At 43.1% G+C, this 15,460-nt stretch carries 14 protein-coding genes; 8 read left to right on the top strand and 6 right to left on the bottom strand.

All coding sequences use genetic code 11. From position 1 onward, the window contains the following. Positions 1 to 103: 103 nt before the first annotated feature. On the bottom strand, positions 104 to 1,138 hold the full coding sequence (locus AC3CID_RS17420) for a porin (protein ID WP_054545742.1): 1,035 nt from the start codon (positions 1,136 to 1,138) through the stop codon (positions 104 to 106). Positions 1,139 to 1,590: 452 nt separating this feature from the next. Between AC3CID_RS17420 and AC3CID_RS17415 the strand changes: the two genes are divergently transcribed. Next, positions 1,591 to 2,385, top strand: a complete 795-nt coding sequence (locus tag AC3CID_RS17415; RefSeq protein ID WP_017077418.1) for a response regulator transcription factor — start codon at positions 1,591 to 1,593, stop codon at positions 2,383 to 2,385. 39 nt (positions 2,386 to 2,424) lie between these two features. Here the strand turns inward: AC3CID_RS17415 and AC3CID_RS17410 are convergent, their stop codons facing one another. Then, entirely contained in the window at positions 2,425 to 3,258 is an 834-nt protein-coding gene (locus tag AC3CID_RS17410) for a RecX family transcriptional regulator (protein ID WP_054545743.1), read from the bottom strand. Between the two features lie 207 nt (positions 3,259 to 3,465). Next, positions 3,466 to 5,070 (bottom strand): mechanosensitive ion channel family protein, encoded by a 1,605-nt coding sequence (locus tag AC3CID_RS17405; protein WP_054545744.1) that lies wholly within the window; start codon positions 5,068 to 5,070, stop codon positions 3,466 to 3,468. A 252-nt stretch (positions 5,071 to 5,322) separates the two neighbouring features. Between AC3CID_RS17405 and AC3CID_RS17400 the strand changes: the two genes are divergently transcribed. From AC3CID_RS17400 to AC3CID_RS17385, 4 genes are all read left to right on the top strand, one after another. Further along, positions 5,323 to 5,571 (top strand): hypothetical protein, encoded by a 249-nt coding sequence (locus AC3CID_RS17400; RefSeq protein WP_004731805.1) that lies wholly within the window; start codon positions 5,323 to 5,325, stop codon positions 5,569 to 5,571. A 930-nt stretch (positions 5,572 to 6,501) separates the two neighbouring features. Beyond that, positions 6,502 to 8,565, top strand: coding sequence for a protein-disulfide reductase DsbD family protein (locus tag AC3CID_RS17395; RefSeq protein ID WP_054546309.1), 2,064 nt, complete (start codon positions 6,502 to 6,504; stop codon positions 8,563 to 8,565). 3 nt (positions 8,566 to 8,568) lie between these two features. After that, positions 8,569 to 9,138 carry a protein disulfide oxidoreductase gene (locus AC3CID_RS17390; protein WP_054545745.1) on the top strand — a complete coding sequence of 190 codons (570 nt, stop codon included), beginning with the start codon at positions 8,569 to 8,571 and terminating at the stop codon, positions 9,136 to 9,138. 132 nt (positions 9,139 to 9,270) lie between these two features. Continuing rightward, complete coding sequence (locus tag AC3CID_RS17385) at positions 9,271 to 9,990, top strand: DsbA family protein (protein WP_054545746.1); 720 nt, start codon at positions 9,271 to 9,273, stop codon at positions 9,988 to 9,990. A 261-nt stretch (positions 9,991 to 10,251) separates the two neighbouring features. On the opposite strand, the gene AC3CID_RS17380 is transcribed toward AC3CID_RS17385, so the two are convergent. Next, positions 10,252 to 11,265 (bottom strand): succinylglutamate desuccinylase/aspartoacylase family protein, encoded by a 1,014-nt coding sequence (locus tag AC3CID_RS17380; RefSeq protein WP_146456450.1) that lies wholly within the window; start codon positions 11,263 to 11,265, stop codon positions 10,252 to 10,254. Positions 11,266 to 11,641: 376 nt separating this feature from the next. On the opposite strand from AC3CID_RS17380, the gene AC3CID_RS17375 reads away from it, so the two are divergent. From AC3CID_RS17375 to AC3CID_RS17365, 3 genes are all read left to right on the top strand, one after another. Continuing rightward, positions 11,642 to 12,631: a porin gene (locus tag AC3CID_RS17375; protein ID WP_488527778.1), complete on the top strand. Its 990-nt coding sequence runs from the start codon at positions 11,642 to 11,644 to the stop codon at positions 12,629 to 12,631. Between the two features lie 153 nt (positions 12,632 to 12,784). Continuing rightward, complete coding sequence (locus AC3CID_RS17370) at positions 12,785 to 13,675, top strand: DMT family transporter (protein ID WP_017089881.1); 891 nt, start codon at positions 12,785 to 12,787, stop codon at positions 13,673 to 13,675. A 68-nt stretch (positions 13,676 to 13,743) separates the two neighbouring features. Beyond that, positions 13,744 to 14,361 carry a glutaredoxin domain-containing protein gene (locus AC3CID_RS17365; protein WP_004731823.1) on the top strand — a complete coding sequence of 206 codons (618 nt, stop codon included), beginning with the start codon at positions 13,744 to 13,746 and terminating at the stop codon, positions 14,359 to 14,361. A gap of 156 nt (positions 14,362 to 14,517) precedes the next feature. Here the strand turns inward: AC3CID_RS17365 and AC3CID_RS17360 are convergent, their stop codons facing one another. Both AC3CID_RS17360 and AC3CID_RS17355 read right to left on the bottom strand, forming a co-directional pair. Continuing rightward, positions 14,518 to 14,652, bottom strand: coding sequence for a hypothetical protein (locus AC3CID_RS17360; RefSeq protein ID WP_004731825.1), 135 nt, complete (start codon positions 14,650 to 14,652; stop codon positions 14,518 to 14,520). 336 nt (positions 14,653 to 14,988) lie between these two features. Further along, on the bottom strand, positions 14,989 to 15,339 hold the full coding sequence (locus AC3CID_RS17355; RefSeq protein ID WP_065207013.1) for a hypothetical protein: 351 nt from the start codon (positions 15,337 to 15,339) through the stop codon (positions 14,989 to 14,991). Positions 15,340 to 15,460 lie beyond the last annotated feature (121 nt).

Below are 15,460 nucleotides of genomic sequence, written 5' to 3'. Positions count from 1 at the left end.
GAGAATATGGTGTAAAGACCGGGCAAGCTATTACACCATTATCATCAAATTTCTTAGAAGTTCTTAAGTTCTTAAGTTCTTAAGTTCTTAAGTTCTTAAGTTCTTAGAAATAGTAGTAAGCTGCTGCGAATACGTGTGTTTCTTCGTCGTATTGCGCGCTAGTTTTACCCACACGGTAACCGTCTAAGTCTTGCTTGATATCAATACCCATGTCAGCGTTGTCAGCAATACGGTACATTGCAGCGATATTGATGTAAGAAGAATCTACGTCAGATTGACCATCTAATTCATTGCTGCTAGACGCGTAACCTGCTGCGATTGTTAGGTCTTCAGAAACTGTGTAGCCACCTGAAACGTAGTAACCCGTATTCTTAGCAGAATCACTCTCTTCAATCCAAGAGTTCATGCCTAGTTTAAGAGCACCAACCTTAACGTTACCTGTCACTGTGTAAACTTCGTAATCAGCATCGTCATCACGAGCTTCATAACCTGCGTATAGGTTGAATACCTCTTGCTCTAAACCGATGTAACCGTTAATGCCTTTATCCGCATCATTATGATCGTCACCTGTTTCAAAGTAAGAAATACCATAAGCGATACCGTTTGTTGCGCCTTGGAATTTAACAACATTGAAGCCGTCAGATGCATCACCAGCAGAAGCGCCAAACTCGTAAGTGTTATCGCCAGCGCCATCCACTTTGTCTAGTGCTGTGTCGTTTTCCCAACCGAATGAAGCAATACCGTAGCCAGTATCGAAACCTAACCATGCTTTGTCTACGTCTGTTGCTGGACCAGTATCGATACCGTTTGTCCAACCAGCTGTTGCTGCGTCGTTCGCAGATACGTTGTTGTCTGTCGTGTAGTTCACCATCAAATCAGTTTCGAAATAACCAACAATACGGTTGTTACGGTAGTTTACGGCAAGAGTAAGACCCGTTGCCCAGTCATCGTAGAACGCTTTAGAGCCAGTGTCGTAGTAACCACCAACACCGAAAGAGCCTGATACTGAGAATTGATCTTTGTGCATTGAATCGAATGCAAACATGTCTTCGTTTTGGCTGTTTTGGCTGCTTGTGCTTACTGCGAAAGCTGAACTTGAAATGCTCGCAATCGCAAGTGCTACTAATGTCTTTTTCATGATAACCACTACCTATATATTGATTCGGCCTTGTTAGTCCGGCCTTTTGGAGTGGCGCTATTGTTCAAAAAAATACGTTATTGATATACCGTAAATTTACTGAAAATTTTATAGCTTTGGTCAATTAAATTACATAATGATATGTTGATATGGCTTTTATATTGAGAATCGCAGCCGAGCGTAAACCCTATATCCGTGCTGTTATCCATATTCCGGATGTTCTCAATCATCACGGGGTTTGTTAGGCAGAATTAAAATCCTGAGCCTATAAAAAACACCGTTCAATTAATGCAGTAAATGTACTGCTTATCATTCGACAATCTAGAACTAAGAGTTATAAAAAACTTAAAAATAGAACCTATGATATATATAAGAATCTTATCTTGCACTGAGCCACTCGAACGAATATCTTCTGAGTATTGACCTAATGAATGTATCGAGAAAGGAAAAACGTGTCTGCTTTAAGCCTAAGTTTTGAACAGCTATTAATGAAACAATCAACCTCTCTTATTAATAGCGATCCTAAAAACTTTCAAACAACGTGGTCAGAAGCAAGCTTTGACGTACTCGATTGGTTCGGGATTGATCGTTTAACGCTATACCCGAATTCAATGGTCTTACTTGAAGACGGGAAAACTTGTTCAGTATCCAAAGCAAACATACCTCCTGTCGATAAGAAAAGTTTGGTTGGCGGTAACTACCTTGATTACCTAAAGCTATTGAAAACCAATGAAACATATCTCACCTTTACCAGTGACGAACTCGTTTCAACCAAAAACTATGTGTTAAAGAAGATCTATAAAGAAGGGGGAAGATGGCACTGCATCATTCCTTTGCAGCTGTTTAACCAACGCTGGGGAGCATTGTCTTTTACTAACTTTCACGACAACGAAACCACCTTCGACCTCGAAGACATCCAGCGCTTAAAGTTAGTCTGTGAACTTTGGCTCTGTTATTGGCAGCACTCAACGCTAGCGAGGACACTAAAGCAAAATGAGAATCGGCTAGCAGATGATAGTGAGAAGCTATTATTACTCACAAAAAAACAAACCAAGGTTTTGGCTCTCATTGCTCAAGGGTTTAGTGCAAAAGAGTGTGCAGAACAGCTCCACCTTAGCTCTCGAACGATAGAATCGCATAAATACAGAATGCTTGGATTGCTCGATTTAAACAGTCACAATGACCTGATTCAATTCGCCTTACGCAATGGCCTAGGTCTTACAGAAAACCTACACACGACACGTTAAAGTAAGGCTATGTGCACTCTTTACGCATAATATTGGTTGTTATTCGTTGCCTTCACTCAGAGCAAATTTGATTTCATCCGACGAAAAGCCCTTTCGACTTAACATTGCGTACGCCTTTGAACGCTCTTTGTGATCGTTTAGGTCATATGATTTCTTCTGCAGCTGTTCCAAACAAGATGAATAGAAATCCAGTTGCTCCTCATTAGTTAATCGGTCGACCAACGATGACAACTCGCTGGTGTCGATTTGTCGCTGTCTGAGCTCTTGCTGAATAGCAGTCAAGCCTTTGCCTTTACGAGCATATTTAAGCACCTCTTTTTCCAAATCAGCTTTCTCTGCCTTAATTTGAATATTACTTTTCAGTTCATGCGACTGCGTATGCTGGTCAATCGCTACCTTCACCTGCTGGTAGCTAAAACCACGCTTTTGCAGGGTCGCGACAAGCTTTTCACGGCTCATGGTAAAACTTGTATAGTAATGGTTGATACGGTCTATCAAGATGGTTTGCTCATCAATAGACTTTTCGAAAGACACCTTATGGATTGCATCAGAAATCACTGAATCGGTCAGGCCTTTCTTCTTCAATTTTTCGACAATATATCGAGAACCGAATTCACCAGAAAAAGCTTGTTCCACGAATTGTTCTGCAAACACTTGGTCAGACTTGAGATACCCGAAGCCTTTCAGTGTCCCTAGAGTTTCATCGATCCATTCTTGATTGTCGGTTTTCACTTTGAGCTTCGCAACCAACTCGCTTTCCGTCATATCTCTCTGGGTTAGGTGCCACATCGCAGAGTTCATGACGCTTTCAATTCGTGTTGCTTTTCTTACCGTTGTATTTCTACTATTCGTTTTTTGCTGTGAATCATCCATTCGATTTCAACTGTCCAAACTGAGCCTGCCCCATCATAACGTAATTCTAAGGTGGGTGAAGTGACATAAAAGAATGAGGCTCAATATAAACTGACAGCCCATAAAAATGGACGCTTATTCAGCGTCCATTTGATATCACATTAAGAATGTCGACTCTAAGCTGCGCTTAGCTTTGTCGAAATCGCTTTTCGTACTTAGCTCTTTCGTTTAGTTCTCTTCGTGATTGTAAATATGCACATCTCGTTGAGGGAATGGAATCGTGATGCCTTCTTCATCGAAGCGTTTCTTCACGGTTTCCGTCACATCCCAATACACATCCCAGTAGTCATCAGTCTTAACCCAAGGTCGTACTACGAAATCAACTGAAGAGGTATTCAAGGTATGAAGCTTGATCATATGTTCTGGTTTTTTCAACACTAGAGGGTGCGCAAGAATGATGTCGTTCAATACCGCTTTCGCTTTATCGATATCATCTGAGTAACCAATGCCGAAGACCATATCAACACGTCTCACACGTTCTGCAGTGATGTTGTTGATCACGTCACCCCAAATCTTGTTGTTCGGGATCACCAAGCGTTGGTTATCGATGGTTTGAATGGTCGTCGACACTAAGCTCATGTCTTTTACTGTGCCTTGAACGCCGGCCACTTTAACCATGTCGCCCACATCATAAGGACGATAGATCAAGATCATCAAACCTGACGCAAAGTTAGATAGTGTGTCTTGCAATGCGAAACCAATAATGACACCCGCAACACCGAAACCGGTTAATAGTGGCGCTAGCTCAATCCCAATTTGAGACAGAGCGATAAGCAAACCAATAAACACGACCGCTTTAGATGCGATGGATACGAAGAACTCCTGCATCAATACGCTAAAGTCCATTTTAGAGTGCGAGACACTCTTACGAACGGTCTTACGAGCCACGTTAGCAATAAGGCGAGTTACGTATAAAATACCGAGAAACAGAGCGAGTTTAACGATAAATGAAGGCGTGTTGTCAAACGCCCATGAACTGAACGATCGAAGCCAGCTATCCAATAGATCCAGTGCAACATCGACATCCAACACATCGGCGTTAATGTCCCCAGTCGTCGCTAATAGAATGCGCTTGTACGAAGTGACATCCACACCAAACGGGGCCATCATAGAGATACTTGTCTCTAAGCTGGCAACCATTACACTGGTTCGTTCGCTGAAACGTATTAACTCAGTTTTTATTGTCGCCTTTTCGTCTTCACTAACAAAAGACAAGCGACGCTCTAGATCTTGACGCTGCGTGTCTGTATACAGGATCGCATTGGTCAGATATTGAGAACGAGAAACCAATGCGGTTTTTAACTGACTTTCCGCAGCCGATACATCAACGCCTCGATCTTTTGACCAACTTAAGGTTTTAGAGAGTTGCTGATAGTAATCATCCATCATTCCGATACGTTTTTGAATCAACAATTCAAGACGCTTTTTAGCATCACCTTCAGCGGAACGGTTGTCTTTGCTCATAGAGACAATTTTAACTTCGTTCAATGACAGTAAATGTTGTAAAAGATCTACCTGTTGGGCAAGAACAGCGTCTAAGCCTTCTTTCTTATCGGATGATAATTGGGAGGAAATTTCTTTACGTAGTGCTTGGTTCTTTCGTCTTAATATATCTTCTAGAAACGGCTTCTCAGCATCGTGCGCTGTTTCTAATGTTGTTAGGTCCAGCATTAGCTGGTCTTGTACTTCTGCTATTTTATCGACACTTTGTGCAAAACTCCCTGATGCAACAAACGCCAACATTAAAAATAGACAACGCCAAACCTTTATCATGTTAATTCCTATGAATGTCTAAATTGACCCCTTAAATAGTAGTAAAAAGAATATGGATAACAAGCATTTAAACGTATGTTGTGTTAAAAATTCGCAAAATATCAGTACGTATCTAATATTTGAGAGTTCCAATCCCCTCTTATGATCTGTAGAGTACGCAACCAACAAAGAACAACAGCCAATATCGTCACTTAAGCACATGCACAAAAACGCCTTAAATCCGATGTTAGCTAACAGCAAGAGAGCATAGAAATGAACAACGAACTTGATATTATCGAATCCTTAGAAGAACTAGAAAAGTTCCTAATCTCAGTGGAAGCTGGCGGTTTGGGTCTTGAAGGCGTTGAAGGTGTAGGCATGGCAACCAATAATTCAGATGGTCGTCACTTCGTTGCTGTATTCAACAGCAGCCACAAAGTTCTGCTCGCTCGCTGGATCACCAAAGAAGTTTTCGAAAATGGTAAAGACTTGGTACGTAATGGCCCTCGCCGTACTCACTAAGCCTTTCCAATAAAACCAACGATTAAGCCCAATAAGTTCCTCTAAGATCTGTTGGGCTTTTTGCATATCCTCATCGTGAATAAACAAATCGATACAGAATAAATTAGTTCTAATTGCCGGTTGTTGTGAACTTTAACCAGAGCCCAATGTCGTACTCGCGTGAGTTGATGTTTATACGTCTTTTATCGTGTATATGCCGTTTCCCGCGTTTATATAGTTTCTCTAGTTTATACATGGTTTCACTTTAACCATTTTATGACTTGTGGCGCGAAGAGAACTTATCTAAGCTAGCCACAATTCAATGAGCTCGCTTTAGCTATTAACTATTAACTATTAACTGATTTGATTACTGACTAATTTGCTGAACACATCGCTACTTTTCTTACCCACACAGAATCGCCAACAAAAGCAATCGCTTTGGGCTCTTCTCCTTACCGGACTGGTTATTGTAACTTGTCTGGCGAGTACGCTGTCTGCAAATAAAGTAACGGCTTCAGCTTCCTTAGTTGGACAATCAATATTTGTCGGCGCAGAAACCAGCAACCCACATGCTGTCATCGCATCTTTAGATAAAATGTCTGAGCTCTATGCCAGCGTTTTTGGTTCAGAAGCATCTAAAGCTCTGACAACACCAAATTCAAGTTCATGCAGCCTGAGTTCGAAAATGCTGACCTTTGCCGCCCCGAAAACCGGCTGGCTGATACCATTCGTACTTATTATTGCTGTTGCATTTAACTTACCTCCTCACATCTCGAGATTATCTAGAGACAATCATCGCTCTGCTCGACCTACAAAACACCGCTTACACCTTAAGCACTGTATATTTAGAGAGTAAATAACCGGGCTATTCCACCCTTTTATTTATTTTTTGGAGATACATTTGTGTACAACACACTACTAACTAAGTTTGTCGATTCGTTGGCATTCTGCATGCGCACATGCGCAAAAGCTTTCGTCACTGCAATCTTAGTCATGACGTCATTTACCGCCCTGGCTCAAACCACGGGCTGGATAAGCGTGCCTGAGCATCCGCCAGTTAAGATGCGAATGATGTCGACGGGTGAACAGTCGGATAACGGCGGTACCGTTCAAACTGTATTGGACGTTACACTCGACGGTGACTGGAAAACCTATTGGCGCAGCCCAGGTGAAGGTGGCATTCCGCCAAGCTGGGATTGGTCTGATTCAACTAATATAGAGTCTGTAGATTGGCATTGGCCGATCCCTAAATACTACGAACAACTTGACGTAATGACGCTGGGATACAAAAAGCACGTAAGCTTTCCTGTCACCCTAACGTTGAAAGACAAAACGCAACCCGCTGTATTTAGGGCTTCTCTCTCGTTCCCGTCGTGCACCAATATTTGTGTTTTGACTGACTATGACATCGAACTCCCTATCGACACGCAGCAATTGCAGTTCGATGAAGAAGCAATGTTCTTGTTCAACCAAGGCATGAGCCAATCTCCAAGAGAAGCGAACCGGACTTCAGTGAACGGTCTATTTTGGGACAAAAGCAAGCAACAACTGGTCACTCAACTAACCAGTAACGAAGGTTGGGATAAGCCGATGGTGTTGATTGACGGGCAAGAAGTCATCGATGACTTCTTTGCTCAACCAACCGTCCATATCACCGGCAATACGATGACCGCGGTATTTGACGTCAGCAACTGGATAGGCGAAGTCGACTTAACGGATCGCACCGTTAGTGTCACAGTTTCAGACACTAATTTTGCCGAAGAGATGACGGCTCAAGTCGGCTCAAAACCTATCGCTTATCAAGCAAGTAACAACGGTTTTCTTGCAATGATCGGCTTTGCTTTGATTGGCGGTTTGATCCTCAATATTATGCCATGTGTGTTGCCTGTATTAGGAATGAAGTTAAATAGCATCATTCAAAATCAAGGTGCATCCAATCGACATATCCGACTCTCATTCTTAGCTTCTGCGTCAGGTGTCATTACGTCATTTGCACTCCTAGCCCTTGGCATGACCGCTCTAAAAATGGGTGGCAATGCGATTGGTTGGGGAATCCAGTTCCAAAATGTTTGGTTCATCGGGTTCATGCTGATCATCACTTTGCTGTTCTCGATTAACCTACTTGGGTTATTCGAATTCAGACTACCATCAGGTTTAAACACTTGGATGGCGACTAAAGGCGACGACTCACATTCAGGCCACTTTATTCAAGGCATGTTTGCTACGCTGTTGGCAACACCGTGTAGCGCTCCATTCCTAGGAACCGCAGTCGCTTATGCACTTGGGGCAAGCTACCAAGAGTTGTGGGCTATCTTTATCGCACTCGGCATCGGTATGAGTGCACCTTGGTTGATTTTCGCGCTGTTCCCAAGTCTTACAAAACTGCTTCCAAAACCTGGGGCATGGATGTTCAGAGTTAAGCTGGTATTTGGCTTAATGATGTTCATTACCAGTCTATGGTTAGCAAGCCTAATGAGCCCATTCATTGGTAAATTCCCGACGATCCTGTTGTCACTGTTTATCGTGATTATAGTATTGATTTGGATTGGCCGTAAGTTGGGTCGCAAGGTACTTATTCCTATCGTCGCAACCACAACCTTGGTGTTTGGTGCTGCATTAATCGTAGGCAGTGTGACCGCAGACAATTGGGCGACACCGATTGTTGACGATCTCGCTTGGCAAAAGCTAGATGCAAAACAAATCCCTCAATTGGTTGAGCAAGGCAAAACGGTATTTGTCGATGTGACCGCTGATTGGTGTATTACCTGTAAGGCCAACAAGATCGGCGTCGTTCTCCAAGACCCTGTCTACAGCCACCTACAGCAAGAAAACATTGTTTTGATGAAAGGCGATTGGACAACACCAAGTGAAAGTGTCACTCAATACCTACAAAGTAATGGTCGATTTGGTGTGCCATTTAATATCGTCTACGGCCCAAGCTATAAAAGCGGTATTCCACTGCCTGTCATTCTCGACAGTGACACTGTCGTTCAAGCCATCAACGCTGCGAGATAATTAATGAAGACTCCCAACAATGAAGATAAATCTAGCACGACTGAAGACAGCGCTGTAAAGGGTGAAACCAAAAAGCCAAGTCGTCTTAAGAAGTGGGGAAAGGAACTGGTTTCAATGATATTGATCGTTGGCGTGGTTTCATTTTCGATGGACTTTTATCACAGCGGAAGCATGCCTCAGGGCGACGCGATTCCAATTGTGGGTCAATCAGTCAAAGGCAAAGATATTGATGTTATCGAGCTAAGCAAAAATGGTAAGCCAGTCATTGTCTATTTTTGGGCAACTTGGTGTGGCGCCTGCAAATTTGTGAGCCCAACCGTCAATAGCTTCAACGACTCCCATCAAGTGGTTTCAGTCGCTCTTTCATCGGGCCCAAACGAACGTGTTCAGCGCTACTTAGAGGCAAAAGAGTATGACTTTCCTGTGATCAATGATCTTTCTGGATCTATCAGCAGAAGTTGGGGCGTTAATGTCACTCCAAGCATCGTCATCATCAAAGATGGAAAGATTAGCAGTATCGCAACAGGCGTTACTTCCCCGATAGGGCTCTGGTTAAGAACCTACTTTGCATAACTCGCTTACAAAGAAAAACTGAGCTGAGCAAAGCAAGGCGAATAACTCGATTTAGCCCGTTTAACGAACAGCATTACCGTGAGCGCGACCCAATGAGCGCTCACGATTATCAAGAATTAGAGAATATATAGCATGAAAAAACATCTGATTAGTACACTGATTTTAGGCTCACTAATGAGCACCGCTGCCTTCGCTGAGTTAAGTACAGAGCAAACCCAGCAACTTGAAGAGATTAACCAATTTCTGAAAGAGAACCCTTCTACGATCTCTGGCTTACATACCAGCTTAGAGCAGTACGTAGCAGGGCAAGAACAGTCGAAGAAAGCTCAAGCAGGAAGCCATGATTGGTTATACAACAATGACGCTCACCCAATCACGGGCAACCCGGATGGCAAATCAGTCATCATTAACTTTACCGACTATAACTGTCCTTACTGTAAGCGCTTGGAAAAAGGCTTGGTTCAATTAGCCTCTGAAAATAGCGACATCAAAGTGATCAACGTGTACTTATCGTTTAAACAACAACAAGTTGCAGGGCTAGACACCAACGCGGCGCTATACGCGATGAAAGTATGGAAAGATAACCCAGAAGCATTCCCTGAAGTTAATAGATTGCTGATGGCCAAAAGCGGTATTCACTCGAAAAGCTCACTAGAAGCCGTTGCCAAGAAGACGGGAACAGAGGCGGAACTAAAAACAACTAAAGAACAAAACCAGGTTCTAACCACTAACCACCAAACGTTCAGTGCACTCGGCTTAACGGGCACTCCAACCATGATGATGAACGGAAATGTTTTACCAGGATATGTGCCTTACGACCGACTTAAAGATATCGTGGATGACGCTTTTTAATCGAGTGTAGATAGAGATAAAGACTCGAAAGAGAAGTGAATAAAAGCCGACTCGCGCAAACCGCAGTCGGCTTTTTAATGAGCTTAAGATAATGTTTTCAATATTATTTTTGAAACAGAAAAGCAATCGAAGTGTCACTATCTTGCAATGGATTCTTAATTTACCCTCGCTACTCTAAAAGCTGTTCTGTCGATGAGTCAAAGACGTGTTAACTCAAGACAACTGTCCTTTGACCGAGCTTTGCTTGGTCTTTTTTTTTGCTTAACTCAGCAAGCGACAAACAAGCGCGCCCGGTTCCCTTAATGCATCCACGTTATAGCTGAGTACACGCCCAGAAGATGGTGCGTGGTAGCGGCGACATTCATTACCGAACGCATCATATTGGATGGCGAGCAGATCACCTTGTTCGACACTTTGCAAAAGCTCGACCTGAGGCAGCACAAAGCCACCAATATCAGCGCGGATAGACACGACGTTGTTGCCTTCTATCCAGTCCATACTTGGCAGCTGCTTTGCCTCTAACGGGTCTTCACCATTAAGCATTTCATAGTAAGACAGCATATTAAAAACACCGTCCACGGCTCGTTGAATCATGTCAGGCTGAGTAAACTTACCCATCCCCACTTCCACCGTAATGCTCGGAATTCCACTTCGATTCCAAACCGTTTCAAGAATACCTGGGTCACCGGGATCATTGAGAACACAATCTGGCGTCATCAACCTTGCCATTTCAAGGCATTGTTCAATTCGGTAGTCAGCAAAAACATAAAGTGGGTAGACAGCGCCACGAGTTTGGGTATGCAGGTCAACGGCGAATGTCGCATTGTGTTTGAGTAAGCGATCCCACAAAGACGCAACAAAGCGCTCTGCCGCTAAGCCATTCGCATCCCCTGGAAAGAGTCGATTAAGGTTGGCAGGGCAAGAGCCCGGATCCGAAGAGATAAAATCGCGGCTATGGTTAAGCAAACCCGACAAATTCACAGTAGGCACTATCGTTACCGTGCCTTTGAGAGTTTTACCGACTAAGTCTCTGATAATTTGCTGAGCAGCCAACACACCGTTGAGCTCATCACCGTGAATACCAGCGGTGATCATCAACTTAGGACCTGCTTGACTGCCTTTGAAAACAGAAACCGGCATGTTCTTGGGTTGCCCTAGCCCATCACTGGTTACTTGAAACCAAAACTGGTGCTCTCCAACGGGTAGGTCTTCAACATTCAAGGAGCCAATAACCTGCCTACCTTGTAAAACATCGCCTAAGTACTCTGTTTTCATCCAACGTCTCCATCTTGTTGAGCAAAATCTATTCTCTTCTAAGTTTTTGCATCATAGAGGATATCTTAATCAGTACAAACAGTTAATAAGATGAACAAGCTCTGACTTCCCCATAATACTCACTAATATCATCATCACTTCCCCTAAATAAAAGCTTGTGAAAGTCAGCACTCAAGAACAGATAAGTTATATAACCATTCACAAACCACTCAGTCTATTGAAATAAAAGTGCAATAAAATCAACACTTAAAAAGTTCCCTATTCACGAAAATGTAATTTTATAGAAATGAAAGCTTAATTTAGCTGCTCTAAATTAGCTTCATATCGAAACGGAGAGCACATTGCTCACGGATTTTAAAATACAAGGTAAGTGATTATGAAAAAGGCAGTTCTAGCTTCTGCAGTGGTAGCGGCACTAGTTTCAGGTTCATCTCTAGCAGCAACAGTTTACAGCTCTGATGGTACAGAACTTAAAATTGGCGGTCGTGCGGAATTCCGTGGCGATTTCATTGGTACGTCAAAAGGCGCTGAAATTGAAGGTTCGATGAGCGATGAAACTCGCTTCCGTCTTAACGTTGGCGGTGAAACTCAACTAACTGACTCTGTTTCTGCTTTCGGCTTCTATGAAGCGGAACAAGGTACTGGAAGTAACGAATTCAAAAACCGTTACATGTACGCTGGTGTTGATTTTGATGGCCAAGCGGTTTCTTTCGGTCGCCAAGACATGGCTTCAGTAATCGTTTCTGACTTTACGGATATCACTGAGTTCTCTGGTGTTCAACAAGTATTCGATGCAGCATCTGATAAAGAAGATGGCGTTATTGCATACCGTGGCGGTTTTGATGCTCTTCAGTTAGAAGCAACTTACAAAACAAACAGCGAAAAAGACTCTGATGGTTACGGAATTTCTGGTGTGTATTCACTACCATTCGGCCTAGACCTTGGTTTAGCGTACTCTGGTGAGGACCTAGGTGCTAGTGCAGGTAGTGCAAACCAAATCCTAGCGGGTCTAGCATACTCTCTAGATAACCTATACCTTGCAGCAACCTACTCTACAGGTGATTCAGACGATAAAGCAGTTGGCGCAGATGTTGAGTCATTCACTGCAATGGAATTCGCAGCACAGTATAAATTCACTAAGCAGTTTTCTGCTGCTGTAGTGTACACGTACCAAGAAGACGAAGCGGCAAACGGTTCAAAAGCAGATGCTGTTGACGGTATTGAACTAGCGGGTTACTACAAGCTGAACAGCAATTTCCGTACATACCTTGCATACTACATCAATGGCTTAGATGAAGAGAAAACCGCAGGTATCGTAGCTGCTGGCGAAGACACTCTTCGCCTAGGTGTACGCTACGACTTCTAATCTAAATCGGCTTTAGATACAGACTAAAAGGTTGGGCAATAGCTCAACCTTTTTCATATTCAAATATTCTGACTAACTTCATCAATGCTTTTTCTGGTTAAGTGGTGCTAAATCCGTATCATAGGTGAACCACATCAAATAATTAGAAGCATCATGTCACAACACCATCCGATCCAAGGCGCTAGCTGGATGCTAACCGCAGGCCTAGCCTTTGCCGTCATTAACAGCCTAACTCAAATCGCTAGCATTCATTTCGGACTTACTTCTACTACCGTTGCCGTCATTCAATACGCCATCGCGTTGTTCGCTATTCTTCCTTATCTGAAAACGCTGGGCATTCGCCGCGCGCTAAAAACCGACAACCTCAAATTGCATGTATTCCGTGTGTTTTTATCGGTAATTGGTATTCAACTTTGGATATGGGCGCTGGCTTACCCTGTTCCTATTTGGCAAGGCATTGCCCTTCTCATGACGTCGCCATTGTTTGCAACCATAGGTTCAGGGCTTTTTCTCAAAGAGAAAGTTGGAGCTGCTCGCTGGGGTGCGACCTTAGCAGGTTTCGTGGGTGCGATGGTGATTCTAGAGCCGTGGGCTGAGGACTTTAATTGGGCAACGCTACTACCGATTGGCGCCGCTTTCTTTTGGGCATGCTACTCACTAATGGTGAAAAAGCTCTCTTCACAAGACAGCCCTTCTACCATGGTGGTCTACCTTTTACTATTGATTACGCCATTTAACATCCTACTTGCTGCGCCAGATTGGCAGACTCCAAGCGGCGGTACGATTTGGGCTATCTTAATTGTCATCGGTGTTATGACGGCACTCGCTCAATGGGCAATTGTAAAAGCCTACTCAGTCGCTGATGCTTCATTCGTACAACCATTTGACCACGCAAAATTACCGCTAAATGTCCTAGCAGGTTGGATTGTATTTAGCTGGGTTCCACCGGGTCGTTTATGGCTCGGGGCTGCTATTATTATTGCGTCAGTCGCATTTATAACGCACTGGGAAACGAAAAAGCCGTCAAAACTGAAGAAAGTTTAGGGTTAGTGAAATAAATAGTTCAACTGTCCGTTCTATATGGATAAGAGAATTCAAACGAGGCCGTAACCATGAAGAAACCAGTCAAGATTACACTATACCGTTGGGCAGGCAGCTGGGGTCCATTTAAAGTTAATATCCCATGTGGGGAATGTACCCTTACCAAAGACATTCTTAAGGATACTTTTGAGAATGAATTATCAGATGTCGATGTCGAACTGGAAGTGAAAGATTGGTTGTCTCACTGGTGGGAGCCTCTAAAACTGGGCTCTTGGCATGCTCCAATCCTTGTTGTTGAAGGCAAGGTTGTAAGCCAAGGCGAAGCGCTTAACCGCGGTGTGTTAGTTCAATCCGTGATCAAAGAGTGGACCAAACGCGACAGCCTAAAAGGCAACATCGTTTATGGTAAAGCGACCTGCCCATTCTGTGTTAAGGCAAAGAAAATGCTTGATGAAGCGGGTGTTGAATACCAATACCACGATGTTGTAAAAGACAGCGCAGCTTTGTATCGCATGATTCCAGAGGTTAAAGCGCACATTGGTGAGAAAACACCAGTAACCGTTCCTCAGATCTGGCTCGATGGTAAATACATCGGTGGAGCAGACAACTTAGAAGCGTGGATGAAAGAAAATGGTTTAGATACCATTCCAAATAACGTTGTCGACCTGTCCAACCAATCGGCAGGCTAAACTCACACAGAGTTACAAATCCGATCGTGAATTAATCAGTGTTTTTTGTGTCCATCCACAACAAAACGAGCGATGACCTTCATTAATCGCTAAAACGAAAAAGGCCTTAAACTTCATCGAGTTTAAGGCCTTTTTAAATTCCGTTTCTGAAAATGCTTATTTCGCCATTTTCTTCATCATTCGCTTAAAGAATGATGCTTTTTTTGGCTTTGGCTTGCCATACAATGCTTCGTGCATCATGTTTTTTGCTACCATTTGACCAAGGTATGCGTGGCCTAGTTCGTAATTCATGCTTATCTCCGCACATAATCGATTTTCTTATGCGCGGATTCTACACTTAAAGCGCTCAAAAACAAGATCTAAATCACACTTTAATGCAAGCAAACCATCCTATTGCAAAATCCGTATCCTTGTCTCTGCATCAGTCAGCATTGTATCGTTATATCATGAGTTAATGTTAAGCCCATCTAACCTTGATTCACCATACCCACTTGCAATCCAAGACATTGGTTTAGAGACCCATAAAAAAAGCAGCTCAAGAGAGCTGCTTTTTAAATACTTAGCTTAGAAACGCTGACCTTAAAAAGGGCACTATTCGCTAATGCCTAATAGTTAGTGACTAAAACACTAGCTACGCTTTGGCTGTCTGTAAGTTTTACCCGCAATTTGGTATGTGTCTTTTTGTTTTAATTCGAACATAGTTTCAAAGAACCAAGCTGCAAATTTGATTAAGTCATCGCCTTCATTCATGACATGTTCGATGTACTCTTGCTCTTCGCCTTGTTCATTTTCTTGAAGCGTCACGTGGTAAATACGCTTTTCGCCTTCTACTTCAGCTAACGCAAATTGACCTGTTAGTGATCCAGCAGCCTCAGCGACTTCTGTATCCTCATTGGATTTCAATAGCTCAAGCGCTTGAGGCAGGCTATCTAGTGCGCAGATAGCTTTTACCAGTACTTCAAATTCATTTTGCTGCATGTTTATTACCTATTAAATGGACGCAGGTATTGTAGAAAACCATCCATACAAATACAACGTATTAACGACTGTACTCTGAACTATAGCGAGCTAGTTGCTTAACTGTACTCTACTTCAGCTG

Source organism: Vibrio sp. QJM3NY_21 (assembly GCF_057785975.1).
Note: the sequence above shows the minus strand (reverse complement) of the source record. Positions and strands in the feature narration are given on the sequence as shown.

What these genes read in the sequence shown, in the direction of transcription:
- AC3CID_RS17375 (WP_488527778.1), top strand. Translation starts at nt 11,642, where the DNA reads ATGAAAAAGGCAGTTCTAGCTTCTGCAGTGGTAGCGGCACTAGTTTCA.
- AC3CID_RS17400 (WP_004731805.1), top strand. Translation starts at nt 5,323, where the DNA reads ATGAACAACGAACTTGATATTATCGAATCCTTAGAAGAACTAGAAAAG.
- AC3CID_RS17365 (WP_004731823.1), top strand. Translation starts at nt 13,744, where the DNA reads ATGAAGAAACCAGTCAAGATTACACTATACCGTTGGGCAGGCAGCTGG.
- AC3CID_RS17395 (WP_054546309.1), top strand. Translation starts at nt 6,502, where the DNA reads ATGCGCACATGCGCAAAAGCTTTCGTCACTGCAATCTTAGTCATGACG.
- AC3CID_RS17405 (WP_054545744.1), bottom strand. Translation starts at nt 5,070, where the DNA reads ATGATAAAGGTTTGGCGTTGTCTATTTTTAATGTTGGCGTTTGTTGCA.
- AC3CID_RS17385 (WP_054545746.1), top strand. Translation starts at nt 9,271, where the DNA reads ATGAAAAAACATCTGATTAGTACACTGATTTTAGGCTCACTAATGAGC.
- AC3CID_RS17410 (WP_054545743.1), bottom strand. Translation starts at nt 3,258, where the DNA reads ATGGATGATTCACAGCAAAAAACGAATAGTAGAAATACAACGGTAAGA.
- AC3CID_RS17355 (WP_065207013.1), bottom strand. Translation starts at nt 15,339, where the DNA reads ATGCAGCAAAATGAATTTGAAGTACTGGTAAAAGCTATCTGCGCACTA.
- AC3CID_RS17370 (WP_017089881.1), top strand. Translation starts at nt 12,785, where the DNA reads ATGTCACAACACCATCCGATCCAAGGCGCTAGCTGGATGCTAACCGCA.
- AC3CID_RS17360 (WP_004731825.1), bottom strand. Translation starts at nt 14,652, where the DNA reads ATGAATTACGAACTAGGCCACGCATACCTTGGTCAAATGGTAGCAAAA.
- AC3CID_RS17390 (WP_054545745.1), top strand. Translation starts at nt 8,569, where the DNA reads ATGAAGACTCCCAACAATGAAGATAAATCTAGCACGACTGAAGACAGC.
- AC3CID_RS17420 (WP_054545742.1), bottom strand. Translation starts at nt 1,138, where the DNA reads ATGAAAAAGACATTAGTAGCACTTGCGATTGCGAGCATTTCAAGTTCA.
- AC3CID_RS17380 (WP_146456450.1), bottom strand. Translation starts at nt 11,265, where the DNA reads ATGAAAACAGAGTACTTAGGCGATGTTTTACAAGGTAGGCAGGTTATT.